Source organism: Frigoribacterium sp. PhB24 (assembly GCF_003755185.1).
Lineage (GTDB): Bacteria > Actinomycetota > Actinomycetes > Actinomycetales > Microbacteriaceae > Frigoribacterium.
This window is the reverse complement of sequence record NZ_RKIC01000009.1, coordinates 653,349-669,699: the sequence shown is the minus strand read 5'-3', so window position 1 is coordinate 669,699 and position 16,351 is coordinate 653,349. Positions and strand designations below refer to the sequence as shown.

Annotated in this window: 13 protein-coding genes; 12 read left to right on the top strand and 1 reads right to left on the bottom strand. The window is 68.6% G+C overall.

Annotation, left to right across the window (positions count from 1 at the left end; translation table 11 throughout):
* Positions 1-2: 2 nt before the first annotated feature.
* From atpE to EDF50_RS03610, 8 genes are read left to right on the top strand one after another with little or no spacing between them, the layout of a single operon-like run.
* Entirely contained in the window at positions 3-236 is a 234-nt protein-coding gene (gene atpE / locus EDF50_RS03645) for an ATP synthase F0 subunit C (RefSeq protein WP_043594505.1), read from the top strand.
* A 20-nt stretch (positions 237-256) separates the two neighbouring features.
* The gene (locus EDF50_RS03640) at positions 257-817 is read left to right on the top strand and encodes a F0F1 ATP synthase subunit B (protein WP_071253926.1); all 561 of its coding nucleotides are present in this window, start codon (positions 257-259) and stop codon (positions 815-817) included.
* Positions 818-819: 2 nt separating this feature from the next.
* Positions 820-1,614: a F0F1 ATP synthase subunit delta gene (locus EDF50_RS03635; protein WP_123518163.1), complete on the top strand. Its 795-nt coding sequence runs from the start codon at positions 820-822 to the stop codon at positions 1,612-1,614.
* Positions 1,615-1,673: 59 nt separating this feature from the next.
* A complete protein-coding gene (gene atpA / locus EDF50_RS03630; protein ID WP_123518162.1) occupies positions 1,674-3,311 on the top strand; it encodes a F0F1 ATP synthase subunit alpha in 1,638 nt (545 codons plus the stop codon).
* A 44-nt stretch (positions 3,312-3,355) separates the two neighbouring features.
* Complete coding sequence (locus EDF50_RS03625) at positions 3,356-4,255, top strand: F0F1 ATP synthase subunit gamma (protein ID WP_123518160.1); 900 nt, start codon at positions 3,356-3,358, stop codon at positions 4,253-4,255.
* A 41-nt stretch (positions 4,256-4,296) separates the two neighbouring features.
* Positions 4,297-5,757 carry a F0F1 ATP synthase subunit beta gene (gene atpD / locus EDF50_RS03620; RefSeq protein WP_123518158.1) on the top strand — a complete coding sequence of 487 codons (1,461 nt, stop codon included), beginning with the start codon at positions 4,297-4,299 and terminating at the stop codon, positions 5,755-5,757.
* 2 nt (positions 5,758-5,759) lie between these two features.
* Positions 5,760-6,020 (top strand): F0F1 ATP synthase subunit epsilon, encoded by a 261-nt coding sequence (locus tag EDF50_RS03615; protein WP_123518157.1) that lies wholly within the window; start codon positions 5,760-5,762, stop codon positions 6,018-6,020.
* A gap of 28 nt (positions 6,021-6,048) precedes the next feature.
* Complete coding sequence (locus EDF50_RS03610) at positions 6,049-6,804, top strand: YaaA family protein (RefSeq protein ID WP_123518155.1); 756 nt, start codon at positions 6,049-6,051, stop codon at positions 6,802-6,804.
* A gap of 32 nt (positions 6,805-6,836) precedes the next feature.
* Here the strand turns inward: EDF50_RS03610 and EDF50_RS03605 are convergent, their stop codons facing one another.
* On the bottom strand, positions 6,837-7,400 hold the full coding sequence (locus EDF50_RS03605) for a methylated-DNA--[protein]-cysteine S-methyltransferase (RefSeq protein WP_123518153.1): 564 nt from the start codon (positions 7,398-7,400) through the stop codon (positions 6,837-6,839).
* Between the two features lie 193 nt (positions 7,401-7,593).
* Between EDF50_RS03605 and EDF50_RS17085 the strand changes: the two genes are divergently transcribed.
* The 4 genes from EDF50_RS17085 (at position 7,594) to EDF50_RS03585 (ending at position 16,337) form a co-directional block, all read left to right on the top strand.
* Positions 7,594-8,142: an FHA domain-containing protein gene (locus EDF50_RS17085; protein WP_123518152.1), complete on the top strand. Its 549-nt coding sequence runs from the start codon at positions 7,594-7,596 to the stop codon at positions 8,140-8,142.
* Positions 8,139-8,936, top strand: coding sequence for a PP2C family serine/threonine-protein phosphatase (locus EDF50_RS03595; protein WP_123518150.1), 798 nt, complete (start codon positions 8,139-8,141; stop codon positions 8,934-8,936). The genes EDF50_RS17085 and EDF50_RS03595 overlap by 4 nt, the downstream gene beginning before the upstream one ends.
* A 175-nt stretch (positions 8,937-9,111) precedes the next feature.
* Positions 9,112-10,533 (top strand): serine/threonine-protein kinase, encoded by a 1,422-nt coding sequence (locus tag EDF50_RS03590; protein WP_123518149.1) that lies wholly within the window; start codon positions 9,112-9,114, stop codon positions 10,531-10,533.
* Positions 10,533-16,337 (top strand): fibronectin type III domain-containing protein, encoded by a 5,805-nt coding sequence (locus EDF50_RS03585; RefSeq protein ID WP_123518147.1) that lies wholly within the window; start codon positions 10,533-10,535, stop codon positions 16,335-16,337. Before EDF50_RS03590 ends, EDF50_RS03585 begins: the two co-directional genes overlap by 1 nt.
* The last annotated feature ends 14 nt before the right edge of the window (positions 16,338-16,351 follow it).

The following is a 16,351-nucleotide window of genomic DNA, read 5'->3' as shown; positions in this document are numbered from 1 at the left end:
AAGTGGACACCACCACGATCCTCGCTGAGATCAACGGCAACATCGCGACCGTCGGCTACGGCCTCGCTGCGATCGGCCCCGGCATCGGTATCGGCATCGTCGCGGGCAAGACCGTCGAGGCCATGGCCCGTCAGCCCGAGCTGGCCGGTCGCCTCCAGGTCACGATGTTCCTGGGCATCGCGTTCACCGAGCTGCTGGGCTTCATCGGCCTCGCCGCCGGCTTCATCTTCTCCTGATCAGTTAGGACGACACACCGATGATCGAGACGATCCTCGCGGCCGAGGGTGGTGCGCCCGAAGGCGCTGCCATCTTCTTCCCCGCTGGTTACGACATCCTCTGGTCCTTGGTCGTCTTCGTGGTCATCGCTGCGTTCTTCGGGCTCTTCGCGATCCCCAAGTTCCGCAAGATCCTCGACGAGCGTGCCGAGCGCATCGAAGGCGGCATCAAGCACGCCGAAGCTGCGCAGGCCGAGGCTGCCAAGGCCCTCGACGAATACAAGAAGCAACTGGCCGATGCCCGAGCCGAGGCAGCGCGCATCCGTGAGGCCGCGCGCGCCGAAGGCAACGAGATCATCGCCGAGCTCAAGCAGCAGGCGCAGGCCGATGCCGACCGCATCACCGCCTCCGCCCACGCGCAGATCGAGGCCGAGCGTCAGGCCGCCGTCGCCTCGCTCCGGTCCGAGGTCGGTTCCTTGGCCATCGACCTCGCCTCGGGCGTCATCGGTGAGTCGCTCAGCGACGACGCCAAGGCCTCGGCCGTGGTCGACCGCTTCCTCGCCGACCTCGAGGCGGACGAGAACGCTAAGGCGGGCAACTGACGATGGGTTCCATGTCCCGAGAAGCACTCGGTTCGGCGCGGTCGGTCCTCTCCGACCTCGGCGGGTCGGTCGACCTGACGACGGGTGAGCAACTGCTCGACGCCGGCCGGGTCGTCGGCGGCTCCGTTCAGCTGCAGTCGTACCTCGCCGACCCCGCCGTCGACGTCGCGACGAAGAAGCAGTTGCTCGACCGGCTCTTCGGGTCGTTCTCCGAGTCGGCACGGGCGCTACTCGTCTCGGTCGTGGGCAGCCGCTGGTCGTCCTCCGACGACCTGCTGGCCGGAATCGAAGAGGTCGCCTTCCGGGCGATCGCGTCGACCGCCCCCGCCGACAGCGGCATCGAGAACGAATTGTTCGCGTTCGACGCCGCCGTCCGCACCGACTCCCAACTCGAATTGGCCATCGGTTCCAAACTGGGCGATCCGGCCGCGAAGGCGGCCCTGGTCGAGCGTCTGCTCGGAGGCAAGGCCAGCCGTCAGACGGTCGCCATCGTCATGCACCTGGTGCGACAGCCTCGCGGTCGCCGCATCGGAGAACTGTTGCGTCATGCGGCCGACATCGTCGCCGACCAGTCCGACCAGCTCGTCGCGACCGTCACGAGCGCCGTGCGCCTCGACGGAGCGCACGTGACACGGCTGCAGCACGGCTTGGCGAAGCAGTTCGGGCGTAGCCTGCGCATCAACCAGGTCGTCGACCCCGCCGTCGTCGGCGGTCTCCGCGTCCAGGTGGGCGACGAGGTCATCGACGGCACCGTCGCGACCAAGCTCAGCCTGCTCCGCCTGCAGCTCGCCGGCTAGTCACGCTCTCACACACAGACTCGAGGCCTCCCGAAGCCTCGCTACGAATAGGAATCACAATGGCAGACATCAAGATCAGCCCGGATGAGATTCGCGACGCGCTGAAGGACTTCGTCTCGTCGTACGAGCCCTCGAAGGCCTCGACCACCGAGGTCGGCCACGTCACGGACGCAGCAGACGGCATCGCCCACGTCGAGGGACTCCCGGGCGTCATGGCCAACGAGCTCATCCGCTTCGCGGACGGCACGCAGGGCCTCGCCCAGAACCTCGACGAAGACGAGATCGGCGCCATCGTCCTCGGAGAGTTCTCCGGCATCGAAGAGGGCATGGAGGTCACCCGCACGGGTGAGGTCCTCTCCGTCCCCGTCGGTGACGGCTACCTCGGTCGCGTCGTCGACCCGCTGGGTGCCCCCATCGACGGTCTCGGCGACATCGCGACCGAGGGTCGTCGTGCCCTCGAGCTCCAAGCGCCCGGCGTCATGCAGCGCAAGTCGGTCCACGAGCCCATGCAGACCGGCATCAAGGCCATCGACGCCATGATCCCCGTCGGCCGTGGCCAGCGTCAGCTCATCATCGGCGACCGTCAGACCGGCAAGACGGCCATCGCGATCGACACGATCATCAACCAGAAGGCCAACTGGGAGTCCGGCGACGAGAACAAGCAGGTCCGCTGCATCTACGTCGCCATCGGTCAGAAGGGCTCGACGATCGCCTCGGTCAAGGGCGCCCTCGAAGAAGCCGGAGCCATGGAGTACACGACGATCGTCGCCGCTCCCGCCTCGGACCCCGCCGGCTTCAAGTACCTCGCCCCGTACACCGGCTCGGCCATCGGCCAGCACTGGATGTACAGCGGCAAGCACGTCCTCATCATCTTCGACGACCTGTCGAAGCAGGCCGAGGCCTACCGTGCCGTTTCGCTGCTCCTCCGTCGTCCGCCGGGACGTGAGGCCTACCCGGGTGACGTGTTCTACCTGCACTCGCGTCTGCTCGAGCGTTGCGCGAAGCTGTCCGACGAGCTGGGTGCGGGGTCGATGACGGGTCTGCCCATCATCGAGACCAAGGCAAACGACGTCTCGGCCTACATTCCGACCAACGTGATCTCGATCACCGACGGCCAGATCTTCCTGCAGTCCGACCTGTTCAATGCCAACCAGCGTCCCGCTGTCGACGTCGGCATCTCGGTGTCTCGCGTGGGTGGTGACGCCCAGGTCAAGTCGATCAAGAAGGTCTCGGGCACGCTGAAGCTCGAGCTCGCGCAGTACCGGTCGCTCGAGGCCTTCGCGATGTTCGCGTCCGACCTCGACGCCGCCAGCCGTCGTCAGCTCGCGCGTGGTGCCCGTCTCACCGAGCTGCTCAAGCAGCCGCAGTACTCGCCGTACCCCGTCGAGGACCAGGTCGTGTCGATCTGGGCCGGCACCAACGGCAAGCTCGACGAGGTCCCCGTGCCCGACATCCTGCGCTTCGAGCGTGAACTCCTCGACTACATGGGCCGCAACACGTCCGTGTTGTCCGATCTTCGTGAGAAGAACGTCCTGAGCGACGAGATCGTCGCGGCCCTCGAGAGCGGCATCGATTCGTTCAAGCAGGAGTTCCAGACCGGTGAGGGCAAGCCGCTCGCCTCGGTGGGGCGTGAAGAGTTCAAGGCCACCGACGCCGACGACGTCAACCAGGAGAAGATCGTCAAGACGAAGCGCTGACGCGCCCGTTCGACGTTCACGACTGACGAGACAACAGGAGAGTAATGGGAGCCCAACTCCGGGTCTACCGGCAGAGGATCCGCTCTGCGCAGACGACCAAGAAGGTCACTCGCGCGATGGAGCTCATCTCGGCCTCGCGCATCCAGAAGGCGCAGGCCCGGATGAAGGCCTCCGGGCCGTACTCGCGGGCCATCACGCGTGCGGTCTCAGCCGTGGCGACGTTCTCGGACGTCGACCACGTGCTGACCACCGAGCCCGAGACGGTCGAACGCGCTGCGATCGTCGTCTTCACGTCCGACCGCGGCCTGAACGGCGCATTCAGCTCGAACACGCTGAAAGAGAGTGAGCAGCTGGCACAGCTGCTCCGCAGTCAGGGTAAAGAGGTCGTCTATTACCTCGTGGGTCGCAAGGCCCAGGGGTACTTCGCCTTCCGTCGCCGTGACTCCGAGCAGGTCTGGACCGGCAACACCGACCAGCCCGAGTTCTCGACGGCGAAAGAGATCGGCGACGCGGTCGTGTCGAAGTTCCTCACCGAGGCATCCGAGGGTGGCGTGGACGAGATCCACATCGTCTACAACCGCTTCGTGAACATGGTCAGCCAGGTTCCCGAGGTGGTGCGTCTGCTTCCCCTCGAGGTGGTCGAAGGCATCGAAGAGCCCGGCGAGGACGAAGTCCTGCCGCTGTACGACTTCGAGCCCGATCCGACCGAGGTGCTCGACGCCCTCTTGCCGGTCTACATCGAGAGCCGCATCTTCAACGCCATGCTGCAGTCGGCTGCCTCCGAGCACGCCGCCCGACAGAAGGCCATGAAGGCTGCCAGCGACAACGCCGACACCCTCATCCGCGACTTCACCCGTTTGGCCAACAACGCGCGTCAGGCCGAGATCACGCAGCAGATCTCCGAGATCGTGGGCGGCGCAGACGCCCTCGGATCGGCCAAGTAGAGCTCTGCACCACAGCATCATCATCCGAAGAGAGAGAAGCCATGACTGACACCGCAACCGCACCGGTCGCGACCGAGTCGGCTCCCGGCGTCGGGCGTATCGCCCGGGTCACGGGCCCCGTCGTCGACATCGAGTTCCCGCACGATGCCATTCCCGGCGTCTACAACGCGCTGACCACCAAGATCACCATCGGTGAGACGACCACGCAGATCACCCTCGAGGTCGCTCAGCACCTCGGCGACGACCTCGTCCGTGCCATCGCCCTCAAGCCCACCGACGGCATCGTCCGCGGGCAAGAAGTAATCGACACCGGTGCCCCCATCTCGGTTCCCGTCGGTGACGTCACCAAGGGCAAGGTCTTCAGCGTCACGGGCGAGATCCTCAACCTCGAGCCCGGCGAAAAGGTCGAGATCACCGAGCGCTGGCCTATTCACCGCAAGCCCCCCCAGTTCGACCAGCTCGAGTCCAAGACTCAGCTGTTCGAGACGGGCATCAAGTCGATCGACCTCCTGACGCCCTACGTCCAGGGTGGCAAGATCGGTCTCTTCGGTGGCGCGGGCGTCGGCAAGACCGTCCTCATCCAGGAGATGATCCAGCGTGTCGCGCAGGACCACGGTGGTGTGTCGGTGTTCGCCGGAGTCGGGGAGCGTACCCGTGAGGGCAACGACCTCATCGCCGAGATGGACGAGGCGGGTGTCTTCGACAAGACCGCCTTGGTCTTCGGCCAGATGGACGAGCCGCCGGGAACCCGTCTCCGCGTCGCGCTGTCGGCCCTCACCATGGCCGAGTACTTCCGTGACGTGCAGAAGCAGGACGTGCTGCTCTTCATCGACAACATCTTCCGCTTCACGCAGGCCGGTTCCGAGGTCTCGACCTTGCTCGGTCGCATGCCGTCGGCCGTGGGCTACCAGCCGAACCTGGCCGACGAGATGGGCGTCCTGCAAGAACGCATCACCTCGACGCGTGGTCACTCGATCACGTCGCTGCAGGCGATCTACGTGCCGGCCGACGACTACACCGACCCGGCCCCCGCGACGACCTTCGCCCACCTGGACGCGACCACCGAGTTGTCCCGCGAGATCGCGTCGCAGGGTCTCTACCCCGCGATCGACCCGCTCACCTCGACCAGCCGCATCCTCGACCCCCGTTACCTGGGCCAGGCACACTACGACACGGCCATCCGGGTCAAGGCCATCCTGCAGAAGAACAAAGAGCTGCAAGAGATCATCGCGATCCTTGGTGTCGACGAGCTGTCCGAAGAAGACAAGATCACGGTCTCCCGTGCTCGTCGCATCCAGCAGTTCCTCTCGCAGAACACCTACATGGCGAAGAAATTCACCGGTGTCGAGGGTTCGACCGTCCCGCTGAAGGACACCATCGAGTCCTTCACCGCGATCGCCGACGGCGAGTTCGACCACGTCGCCACGCAGGCGTTCTTCAACGTCGGTTCCATCTCGGACGTCGAAGAGAAGTGGGCACAGATCCAGAAGGAGAACGGCTGATCGTGGCTGCTCTCTCTGTCAGCGTCGTGTCGGCCGACCACGAAGTGTGGTCGGGCGAGGCGTCGTCGATCGTCGCTCGCACCGCCGAGGGTGAGATCGGTATCCTCCCCGGTCACGAGCCGATCCTCGCCATCCTGGCATCAGGTCAGGTCAGGGTCCGTTTGTCCGACGGCAGTACCGTCGAGGCCACCGCTGACGACGGATTCCTGTCCGTCGAGAACGACACCGTGACGGTCGTCGCGCGCAACGCGCAGTTGAACTGACCACCAGTCGTCCGCACCACCCAGATCGATGCTGTTCCTGCTGCCCCCGTCCGAGACCAAACTCGACGGGGGCAGCGTCGGTTCACGGCTCGACGTGGCGGCACTGTCGTTCGACGAACTCGGGGGACCGCGCCGCGCCTCCTTGGCTCTGCTCGGTGAGATGTCGGCAGACGTGCCGTCCGCGGTCCTGGCGCTCAAGCTCGGCCCCACCCAGACCCACGAGGTCGAGCGCAACCTGAGGGTGACGGAGTCGCCCACGATGCGTGCGCTGGCGCGCTACACGGGTGTGCTCTTCGATCCACTCGACGTGACGGGTCTCACCGACGACGCGTGGGACTGGGCCCATCGACACGTGGTCGTGCACTCTGCGCTGTTCGGTCTTCTCCGAGCCGGGGACGAGATCCCCGCCTACCGGCTCTCGCATGACTCCAAGCTCCCGCGGACCTCCCTGAAGAAACTCTGGCGTACCCCTGTGTCGGCGGTGCTCGCCGCCGTCGACGAACCCGTCGTCGACCTCCGGTCCGAGGGATACGTCGGCCTCGGGCCGGCGGGTCCCCGCTCGACGTACGTCCGGGTCGTCTCGGACGCGGGGGACCGCCGTCGGGCACTCAACCACTTCAACAAGAAGAGCAAGGGGCTGTTCGTCCGGGCACTCCTGACCGATCGACCCGCGTTGTGCGACATCGGCGACCTCGTGTCCTGGGCCCGCGGGCGCGGATTCGTCATCGAGCCCGGGCTCGAGACCGTCCTCGTCGCCGAGTCCGTCCTCGAGGCGTCGCTCTGACGGTCAGGCGAGCGGTCTTCGGCGTCCACTGCTCAATCGAGGGGCACGGGGCCCTCTCGAAACGCGATGCCCTCGTGGCGGAGCAGCCACTTCTTCGTCTCGACGCCTGCACCGACGGTGTAGCCGGTGACGCCGCCCGTTCGACCGAGGACACGGTGGCACGGGACGAGCAGAGGTAGTGGGTTCGCCGCGACCGCGCCACCGACTGCTCGCCCGGCCCGCGGATTGCCGAAGGTTCCGCCGAGTTGCCCGTAGGTCGTGGCCCGACCCCACTCCACCTCGAGCAGCGCGGCCCAGACCGACCGTTGAAAGCTCGAACCGACCAGGCGGAACGGCAGGTCGAAGCGGGTGCGCACCCCGTCGAAGTAGCCGTGGACCTGCCGGCGGGCGGCATCGAGGAGACTGTCGGGGCGTTCGGGTTGGCCGTCGTGTGGCAGGACGCCGTCGCGCTCGATCGCCAGGCCCTCGACGGCGAAATGCCGGCTGATGATCTCGATGCGTCCGACGGGGGAGTCGAGCCGCACGAGTCCCGGTGGATCGTCGTCGTCGCCGGCTCGGCCAGGCGGCAACGGGGGCACGAGGACGAGGTCGGTCATGGCGTCACGATAAGGGAGAGGCCGGGACGACCCGACAGGGGATCGCTCCGCTGTGCACCGACGGTCACCCCGCTCCGCCTGGGGAGGAGACGACGTCCGGTGAGGCCCCCGGGGACTCCCGGGGCACGGCCGGGCGCTAGCGTGGGGGTCGAGGTCGCCGACGTGCGCGACGGCGACCGGTGAGAGGAACACGATGCCCTCCGAACAGTCACAGGATCCGTGGCACCGACTCCACGGGATCGACGACACCGTCGTCCGCCGTCCCGCCCGCTCATCGGGTGGTGCCGACACGGACGACACGGTCCTCCGGACGTCGCGGCACGAGGTCGGGCCGACCAGCCGGGAGCCGAGCGGGCCCGGTCGACCTGCACCGCGCCTCCACGGGGTGAGGGTGGCCGGGCAGGACCTCCTCCTCGACGCACCCGTCGTGGTGGGGCGACGGCCGGCCGGGCCGCGGGTCGCGTCCGGACCCGTTCCCCGGCTGGTGACCGTGCCGTCGCCCCGGCACGAGGTGTCAGGGGCCCACGTCGACGTCCGCCAGCAAGGAGACATCGTCGTCGTGACCGACCTGCGTTCGACGAACGGGACGCGGGTGATCGAGCCGGGACGCGTTCCCGTGATTCTCCGGCAAGGCGAGTCGCTCGTCGCGCGCGCAGGCACGATAGTGGACGTAGGTGACGGGAACCTTCTCGAGATCCTGCCTCCCCAGCGCATCATCCCGACGAAAGAACCCCTCCTGTGACAGAGCTCGGACGCCCCACGACCGCCCACGCCCTCGGCCTCGACGGCCCGGGGCTCACCTTCGACTGGGCGGGGGTGACCGACGTCGGTCGTCGCCGAGCCCACAACGAGGACAGCTACCTCGCCGAGGCGCCGCTCTTCGTGGTCGCCGACGGCATGGGCGGACACAGCGCCGGCGACGTCGCCAGCGACGCGGTCGTGCGGCGCATGAGTGAGATCGCCTCCCGCCCCTTCGCCACGACGGACGACGTCGAGACGGCCCTTCGCGTCGCCACCGAGGACATCGCCGTGGCCGCGGCCGACACCGAGCTCGGGGTCGGCACGACGGCGACCGGGGCGTTCCTCTCTCGTGAGGCCGAAGGCGCCGAGGTCGACTTCACGGTCTTCAACGTGGGCGACTCGCGCGTGTACATGTTCGAGGCCGGACGTCTGCGCCAGGTGACCGTCGACCACTCCGTCGTCCAGGAGATGGTCGACGCCGGGCTCCTGCACGCGGACGACGCCGAGAAGCACCCCGACAGCAACGTCATCACCCGGGCGGTCGGGTTCGACGTCGACCCGCGGCCCGACTACTGGAGGGTCCCCGCCCGACCCGGCCTGCGCCTCCTCGTCTGCTCGGACGGTCTGACCAAAGAGCTCTCGGCGGACCGCATCGCCGACCTGATGGGCGGTGTCGTCGGTGCCGAGGCGGCGGCGACGGCCCTCGTCGACGCCGCCGTCGAAGCGGGCGGGCGCGACAACGTGACGGCCGTCGTCGTGGACGTCCGGGGTGCCGGGGCACCGGACGCGGACTAGACGCGAGACGCACCCCACGAGGTCTCGACCCCCGAAATGGGGGGACCGGGGCTGTCCACAGAGGGACCGACCGGCCTCTCGGGCGTCGGTGGCCCCCACGTAGAATGGCCGTGGTCGGACCGACGCCGACCGGCTCCGCCCAGCCGACCCGGCATCGATCCCCAGAGGAGGCGACGTGGCTCGACGACTGCCTTCGGCGCCACCCGTGCTGCCGGGCTTCTCGCACGTCCGCGTGCTGGGGTCGGGCGGCTTCGCGGACGTCTTCCTCTACGAGCAGAACATGCCACGGCGACAGGTCGCGGTGAAGGTCATGCTCAGCGAGGTCGTGAACGACCAGGTCAGGCAGATGTTCCAGGCCGAGGCGAACCTCATGGCCCAGCTCAGCGCCCACCCGTCGATCCTCACGGTGTTCCAGGCCAGCGTCTCGGCCGACGGTCGGCCCTACCTGGTGATGGAACTCTGTTCGTCGTCGCTGAGCGAGCGGTACCGGCGCGACCGCATCCCCGTCGCCGACGTGCTGCGCATCGGCGTCAAGATCGGCAGCGCGGTCGAGACGGCCCACCGGCAGGGCGTGCTCCACCGTGACCTCAAACCCTCGAACATCCTCATGACGGCGTACGGCCATCCCGTGTTGTCCGACTTCGGCATCGCCGCATCGCTCGGCGAGAGCGAGCCGCAAGAAGTCGTCGGCATGTCGATTCCGTGGTCGGCCCCCGAGGTGCTGCTCGACGAGACGAACGGCACCATCGAAAGCGAGGTGTGGTCCCTCGGCGCGACGGTGTACTCGCTGCTCGCCGGCCGGAGCCCCTTCGAGGTCCTCGGCGGTGACAAGAACGGAGCGAGCGACCTCATCGGCCGCATCGACAAGGCCAAGCTCGTGCCCACCGGGCGGACTGACGTCCCCCCGACGCTCGAGCGGCTGCTCGCGCGGTCCATGTCGCGGCGCCCCGAGAACCGTCAGGCGAGCGTCCTCGAGTTCGTGCGCGAGCTCCAGCAGGTCGAGAGCGAGATCGGCGTCGCGCAGACGCCCATCGAGGTGGCCGTCGACGACTGGGCCCTCGCGACCGTCGCCGACCTCGAGGACAAGACGCGTGTGCGAGGAGTCACCCCCGTGCAGGCCTCCCGGCGTCGCCGTCGGCGTCGGGCCACCGAGGCCCAGGTGATGGCGCAGCAGGCAGGTTCTCTGCAACAGAGCCGAGCGGTGCCTCGCAGCACCGGCACGCGCCCCGCACGGCGTCGATCGGCGCTCGTCCTGACGTGGGCCCTGGTGGCCGCATCCGTCGTGGGCATCGGTCTCGCGGCCGCGGCGACGCTCGTGCTCGTCCGTTCGACCTCGACCGAGATTCCCCGTGTGGCCGACGTCGCGTCGTCGAGCGACGGGGCGTCGGTGGTCTTCACCTGGAGCGACCCGGGTCTCCGGGCAGGTGACACGTACGTCATCTCGACCGGAGGTCAGACCAGCCAGCAATCCGCCGACCGTTTCGTCGCCACCCCGGCCGATCCGGGCGACGAGGTCTGCATCGTCGTCGCCGTGAGTCGCGGTGGTTCGACCGGCCCCGAGAGCAACGAGAACTGCGCGACGGCGGGTCAGGGCTGATGGCGCGGTTGCTCGACTGGGCTTCCCGTCGTCGGTCCGCCGTGGCCACCGGCATCGGAGTGGTCGTGGTGGCCACGCTCGTGACGACGGTCGCGGTGGCCAGCACCGGCTACGAGGCCCAACGGGTCGACCTGTCCGACGGAACCGTGTGGGTGGCGAACGGCGAACGGGCCGCGATCGGCCGGGCGAACACCGACGTGCTGCAGCTCAACTCCGCCGTCCGCAGCACCGGCAACGACCTCTCGGTCGTGCAGCGAGGGCAGGACGTCCTGCTCGTCGACCGCAGCAACGCCACGGTCGGCGTCGTCGACACCGCCACGGCCGAGGTCGCCGAGAGCGTCCCGCTGCCGCCGGAGTCGCCCGAGGTCACCCTCGCCGGCGACCGTGCCCTCGTCGTGTCGCAGGGCACGGGCGAGGTCTGGTCCCGACCGCTCTCCGACCTGCCGTCCTTCAGCAACGAGGTCGACCCCGACCTCAGCCTCGGCAAAGGGCTGGTCACCAGCGTCACGCCCGACGGCACCGTGGCCGCCTACTCGACCGCCACAGGTCAGGTATCGATCTTCGACGGCACGGTGTCACCGGACGTCACCGAGACGCACGACCTGCCGTCGTCGTCGTCAACGGGTTACCAGGTCGCCTCGGTGGGCAGCCACTGGGCCGTGCTCGACACCGCCGCGGGGGCCCTGGTCGTCGACGGGCGTCGGGTCGACCTGTCCGACCGGGTCTCGGGCGGCATGGCCCTGCAGACCGCGTCCGACGCAGGAGACGACGTCTTGGTCGCCACGGCCACGGGCCTCCTGTCGGTGTCGTCCGACGGCTCCCGGGTGACGGAGGTCGTCGGCGAGCGAGAGGGCGAGCCCGCGCGACCCGTGGTCGTCGGCGAGTGCCGCTACGCCGCCTGGGCGGGTGGTTCGGCGTGGAGCGACTGCGCATCCGCCCGCGGGGGGGTCCTCGCCCTGGACGACATGCCCGGAGGCGCGGATCTCGTCTTCGACGTCAACGCGCGGCGGGTCGTGCTCAACGATCCGGCGACCGGACGATCCTGGGCGGTCCAGCGTTCCGGCCAACTGATCGACAACTGGTCCGACCTGTTCCAGGAGGACCGCGAACAGGAAGACCAGCAGGAGAACGACGACGAGCAGCCGCCCGAGCTCGATCCCGACCAGAAGCCACCGGTCGCCGTCGAGGACGCGTTCGGTGCGCGCCCGGGTCGGGCGAGCACCCTGCCCGTCCTGCTCAACGACTACGACCCGAACGGCGACCCGCTCGTGGTGGACGAGGTGTCCACCCCGGACGAATCCGTCGGTCGGGTGGACCTCGTCAACGATCGTCAGCAGGTGTTGCTCACGCTCACCGACACGGCGTCAGGAACGCTCACCCTCGACTACACGATCTCCGACGGCCGGGGCGGCCGGGCGAGCTCCACGGTCACCGTGACCGTTCGTCAGCCGACCGAGAACTCGCCGCCTCAGCAGGTCCGGAAGACGACCGCATCGGTGTCGTCGTCGGGGCGCGTGACCACGTCGGTGCTCGGCGACTGGATCGACCCGGACGGCGACGCCTTCTACCTGACGTCGGCGGGTGGGTCGGCGGGCGTGTCGTACAAGCCGTCGGGTGACGTCGTCTATCAGGACGCCGGTGCCGGCGACACGACCGTCGACGTCCCGCTGACGGTCTCCGACGGTCGCGACGAAGGGCGTGGCTCGCTCGCGATCGGCGTGTCGGGCGCGGGCCAGGTGCCTCTCGAAGCCCTTCCGTTCTCGCAGCAGGCCTACGCCGGCCAGCAGTTGACCGTGCGACCGCTGACCTACGCCCGAGGCGGCACGGGCACGATCAAGCTGAACAGCGTTCCGGCGAAGGCCGACGTGACCGTCACCCCGAACTACGAGCAGGGGACCTTCCGATTCCTCAGCGACGCGCCCGGGACCCACCTCCTCGAGTACACCGTGACGGACGGCGACCAGACGGCGACCGGGACCGTCCGGGTCGACGTGCAGTCACCTCCCGACGCGGGTACGCCCCCGATCACGACACCCAAGACGATCTTCGTCGAGACGCTGGGGACGCAGACGCTGGACGTCGTCGCGACCGATCGCGACCCGGCCAACAACGTCCTCATGCTCACGGCGACCGACGCCGTGCCCGCCTCGTCCGGGGTCAGGGTCGAGACGCTCGACCAGCGTTACGCCCGGATCACGCTCGCGGCTCCGCTCGACGCCGGGCCGGTCACCTTCGGCTACACGGTCAGCAACGGCCTCGCCTCGGCCACGGGGACGGTGACCGTGGTCGAGATCCCACGCCGGTCGATCACCCAGCCCCCGATCGCGACCGACGACCAGGTGACCGTCCGCGTGGGGGACTCGATCGACATCGACGTCCTCTCGAACGACGAGCAGCCCGACGGAGACGAGCTGACGCTGGTCCCGCGGCTCGAGAGCGACGTCCCGACCGGCAGCGGGCTGCTGTTCGCGTCGGGCAACCGTCTGCGGTACCTCGCGCCGGCGACCCCGGGCAACGTGACGGCGACCTACACCGTCGAGGGTCCGGACGGGCAACGGGCGTCGGCCCAGGTCGCCATCGCGGTCCGCGAGGTCGACGCCGGCAGCAACGCGGCCCCTGCGCCCCAGGCGGTGACGGCTCGCGTGGTCGCCGGCGAGACCGTGCGCATCGGCGTCCCCCTCGACGGGATCGATCCCGACGGCGACTCGGTGCAGTTGCTCGGGGTGGGCACGAACCCCGAGAAGGGCAGTGTGTCGACCGTCGGCACCGACTACGTCGAGTACCAGGCGAACGCCAGCTCGGCGGGCACCGACACCTTCACCTACACGGTCGTCGACGGGTTGGGTGCCCGGGCGACCGGGACGGTCCGCGTGGGCATCTCGACCCGTGCCGACGGGTCGCGCAACCCGATCGCCGTCGCGGACGCGGTGACGATGCGACCGGGCGGGTCCATCACGGTCCGCGTGCTCGACAACGACTCCGACCCCGACGGGGGCGCATTATCGGTCGACGCGGTGGAGGCCAACGGCGAGGACATCGTCGCCAAGGTCGTGTCGGGGACCCTGGTGTCGGTGACACCCCCCGAGGCTCCCGGCACGTACGGCCTGGTCTACACCGTGTCGAACGAGCGAGGCGGCCAGAGTTCGACCTTCGTCACCGTGACGGTCGATCCGGAAGCACCACTGAACTACCCTCTCGCGGACGACACGGTGCTCGGACTCAGCGACATCGCCGGTCGGCAGACCGTGACGGTCAACCCGCTCGCGAACGTCTTCTTCTCGGACGGCAGCACATCGCGACTCGACCTGGGGCTGGCGCCGGGGTTCGGTTCAACCGCCGAGGTGACGCCGAACTCACGGGTCACCGTCCGGATCACCGATTCGAGCCAGATCATTCCCTTCTCCGTCTCGCGGAAGGACGACCCGGGCATCCGCGCCTACGCGTTCATCGTCGTGCCCGGTTTCGACGACGCCCTCCCGCAGATCGACCGGACGGTCCGTCCGATCACCGTCGAGAGCGAGAAGGCCGTCACGATCGACCTCGACCGCTACGTGATCTCGGCCGGCACCAACGGCGTGCGCCTGACCGACCCCGGAACGGTCCGTGCGACGAACTCGAACGGTGACGACCTCGTCGTCGACGACACGACCCTTCGCTTCACGTCGGCCGACCTGTTCTCGGGCACGGCGTCGATCTCGTTCCAGGTGACCGACGGCCGGTCGGCCGACGACCCGGACGGGCGGACGGCCTCGCTCGTGCTGCCGATCACGGTGACGTCGAGGGAGAACCAACCTCCCGTGTTCAATGGCACCTCGATCGACCTCGAACCGGGCCAGTCGCGAACGCTCGATCTCGCTCGGCTCACCACGTATCCCTACCCGGACGACGTGGACGAACTGCGCTTTTCCGTCGAGCAGGGCGGTACGGCCGGCTTCGGCTACGACCTGTCGGGGTCGAAGCTGACCGTCTCGGCCGACGCCGGAACGGCCAAGGGGACGAGCAGGTCGCTGCCCGTCGCCGTCAGCGACGCACTCAACGCCGGCCGGAGCGGGAACGTCACCCTGTCGGTGGTCGGATCGACCCGCCCCCTGGCGCAACCAGCGGTCGACCGTGCCGTCGTCAAGCGGGGTGCCTCGACGACGGTCGACGTGTTGCAGAACGACCAGGCGACGAACCCGTTCCCCGGCCAGGGGCTGAGGGTGGTGGCGATCCGGGGGCTGAACGGGTCGTCCGTCCCGGCCGGTGTCTCCATCACGCCCAGCGGCGACAACCGCAGTCTCGCCGTCTCGGTCGCCGCCTCGGCCGCCCCGGGCGACACGAACCTCCAATACCAGGTGGCCGACGTCACGAACGACCCCGACCGCTACGTCTGGGGCACCGTCACGATCAGCGTTCAGGACGTTCCCACCGCGCCCAACGCGCCCGTCCGGTCGGGCACGTTCAAGGGGGGTCAGCTCACCCTCAGCTACACGGCCCCCGCGGCCAACAACTCGCCGCTGACGGGCTACCGTCTGACGGGCACCGGATCGGCGGGCGGTTCGTACTCGAAGTCGTGTGGACTCGTCACGGTCTGCACCCTGACCGACCTGCCCGCTGGTCAACGATTCTCCTTCACCGTGGTCGCCTCCAACGCCATCGGGGACTCCGCGTCGTCGGCGTCCAGCCCCGCCTACAGCGCGGACTACGTGCCTCCCACACCGACGGGTCTGAGCGCGACCGCGGTGGCATCCGGCCAAGGCGACACCCGGATCAGCTGGACCGACGCAGCGGATCCTCGTCCAGGATCAGCGATCCAGTCGTACGTCGTCGAATGGTCCGGGCCCACGGCCGGATCGCAGACCGTTCGCCGAGGAGCGCAACAGAGCGTCATCACGGGCCTCGTGCCGAACCAGAACTACACGGTCAACGTCTACGCGAAGAACGACGCCGACGTCGACAGCGACGCGGCATGGGCTCGCGCGACCCTGACGAGGGTGGTCCCCGTGGGAAGCCCCGGAGCTCCGCAGGTGGTGGCCTCTCCGGTGAGCGGTGGCGTGCAGATCACCTGGACGCCATCGACCGCGAACGGTGGAACGGCCCCGACGTACAGGGTGGTCCGCCTCGCGAACTCGGACGGGCCCGTGTCGTGCGACACGGTGGGCGACGCCGTTCCCCTCGTCGGTGGGGGAGCGATGGACTCGTCCGCTGAGGACGGGGTCACCTACCTGTACGTCGTCAAGGCGGACAACGGCACCTTCTGTTCGGTCGGCTCGGGTCGAACGACGGCGCTCAAGGCTCCGGGTGCTGCTCGTGCGACGGTGACGGCCAGTGAGAACGGCGGAGGACGTTTCGACGTCAAGGTCTCCGCGGCCGAGGTGGCGACAGGAACAGCGGTCCGCTACGAGTGGTCGCAGAACGGGCAGACGGGTTGGCAAGACGTCGCAGCCGACGGGTTCATCTCGTCGGGTGGCTACGGCACCGAACTCGAGGTCTACGTCCGAGGCTGCCGAGACGCCTCGGAGACGTTCTGCGGCTCCGCGTCCGATCGCTACGCATCGACACCGGTGACCGTGCGACCGACCATCGTCTCGTGCGTCCCCGGCGAACCCCTCGTCGTGAACCGGCCGTCGAACGGTAGCCTCGACTTCTCGGCGACGGTCGAGTTCAACGTCTCGCCGATCCTGCTCGACAACTGGCAGTCCGGGAACGACAGCGGCGCGTACACGACGTCCTCGCGGGTCGAGCCGACGGCCACACAGGTCCGCATCAGAGGGACGGTCGACGGAAAGACCGACAGCGGTTACGCGCAAGTCAACTGCGGCTGAAGCCCACGAACGAC

What these genes read in the sequence shown, in the direction of transcription:
- EDF50_RS03640 (WP_071253926.1), top strand. Translation starts at nt 257, where the DNA reads ATGATCGAGACGATCCTCGCGGCCGAGGGTGGTGCGCCCGAAGGCGCT.
- EDF50_RS03635 (WP_123518163.1), top strand. Translation starts at nt 820, where the DNA reads ATGGGTTCCATGTCCCGAGAAGCACTCGGTTCGGCGCGGTCGGTCCTC.
- atpA (WP_123518162.1), top strand. Translation starts at nt 1,674, where the DNA reads ATGGCAGACATCAAGATCAGCCCGGATGAGATTCGCGACGCGCTGAAG.
- EDF50_RS03625 (WP_123518160.1), top strand. Translation starts at nt 3,356, where the DNA reads ATGGGAGCCCAACTCCGGGTCTACCGGCAGAGGATCCGCTCTGCGCAG.
- atpD (WP_123518158.1), top strand. Translation starts at nt 4,297, where the DNA reads ATGACTGACACCGCAACCGCACCGGTCGCGACCGAGTCGGCTCCCGGC.
- EDF50_RS03610 (WP_123518155.1), top strand. Translation starts at nt 6,049, where the DNA reads ATGCTGTTCCTGCTGCCCCCGTCCGAGACCAAACTCGACGGGGGCAGC.
- EDF50_RS03605 (WP_123518153.1), bottom strand. Translation starts at nt 7,400, where the DNA reads ATGACCGACCTCGTCCTCGTGCCCCCGTTGCCGCCTGGCCGAGCCGGC.
- EDF50_RS17085 (WP_123518152.1), top strand. Translation starts at nt 7,594, where the DNA reads ATGCCCTCCGAACAGTCACAGGATCCGTGGCACCGACTCCACGGGATC.
- EDF50_RS03585 (WP_123518147.1), top strand. Translation starts at nt 10,533, where the DNA reads ATGGCGCGGTTGCTCGACTGGGCTTCCCGTCGTCGGTCCGCCGTGGCC.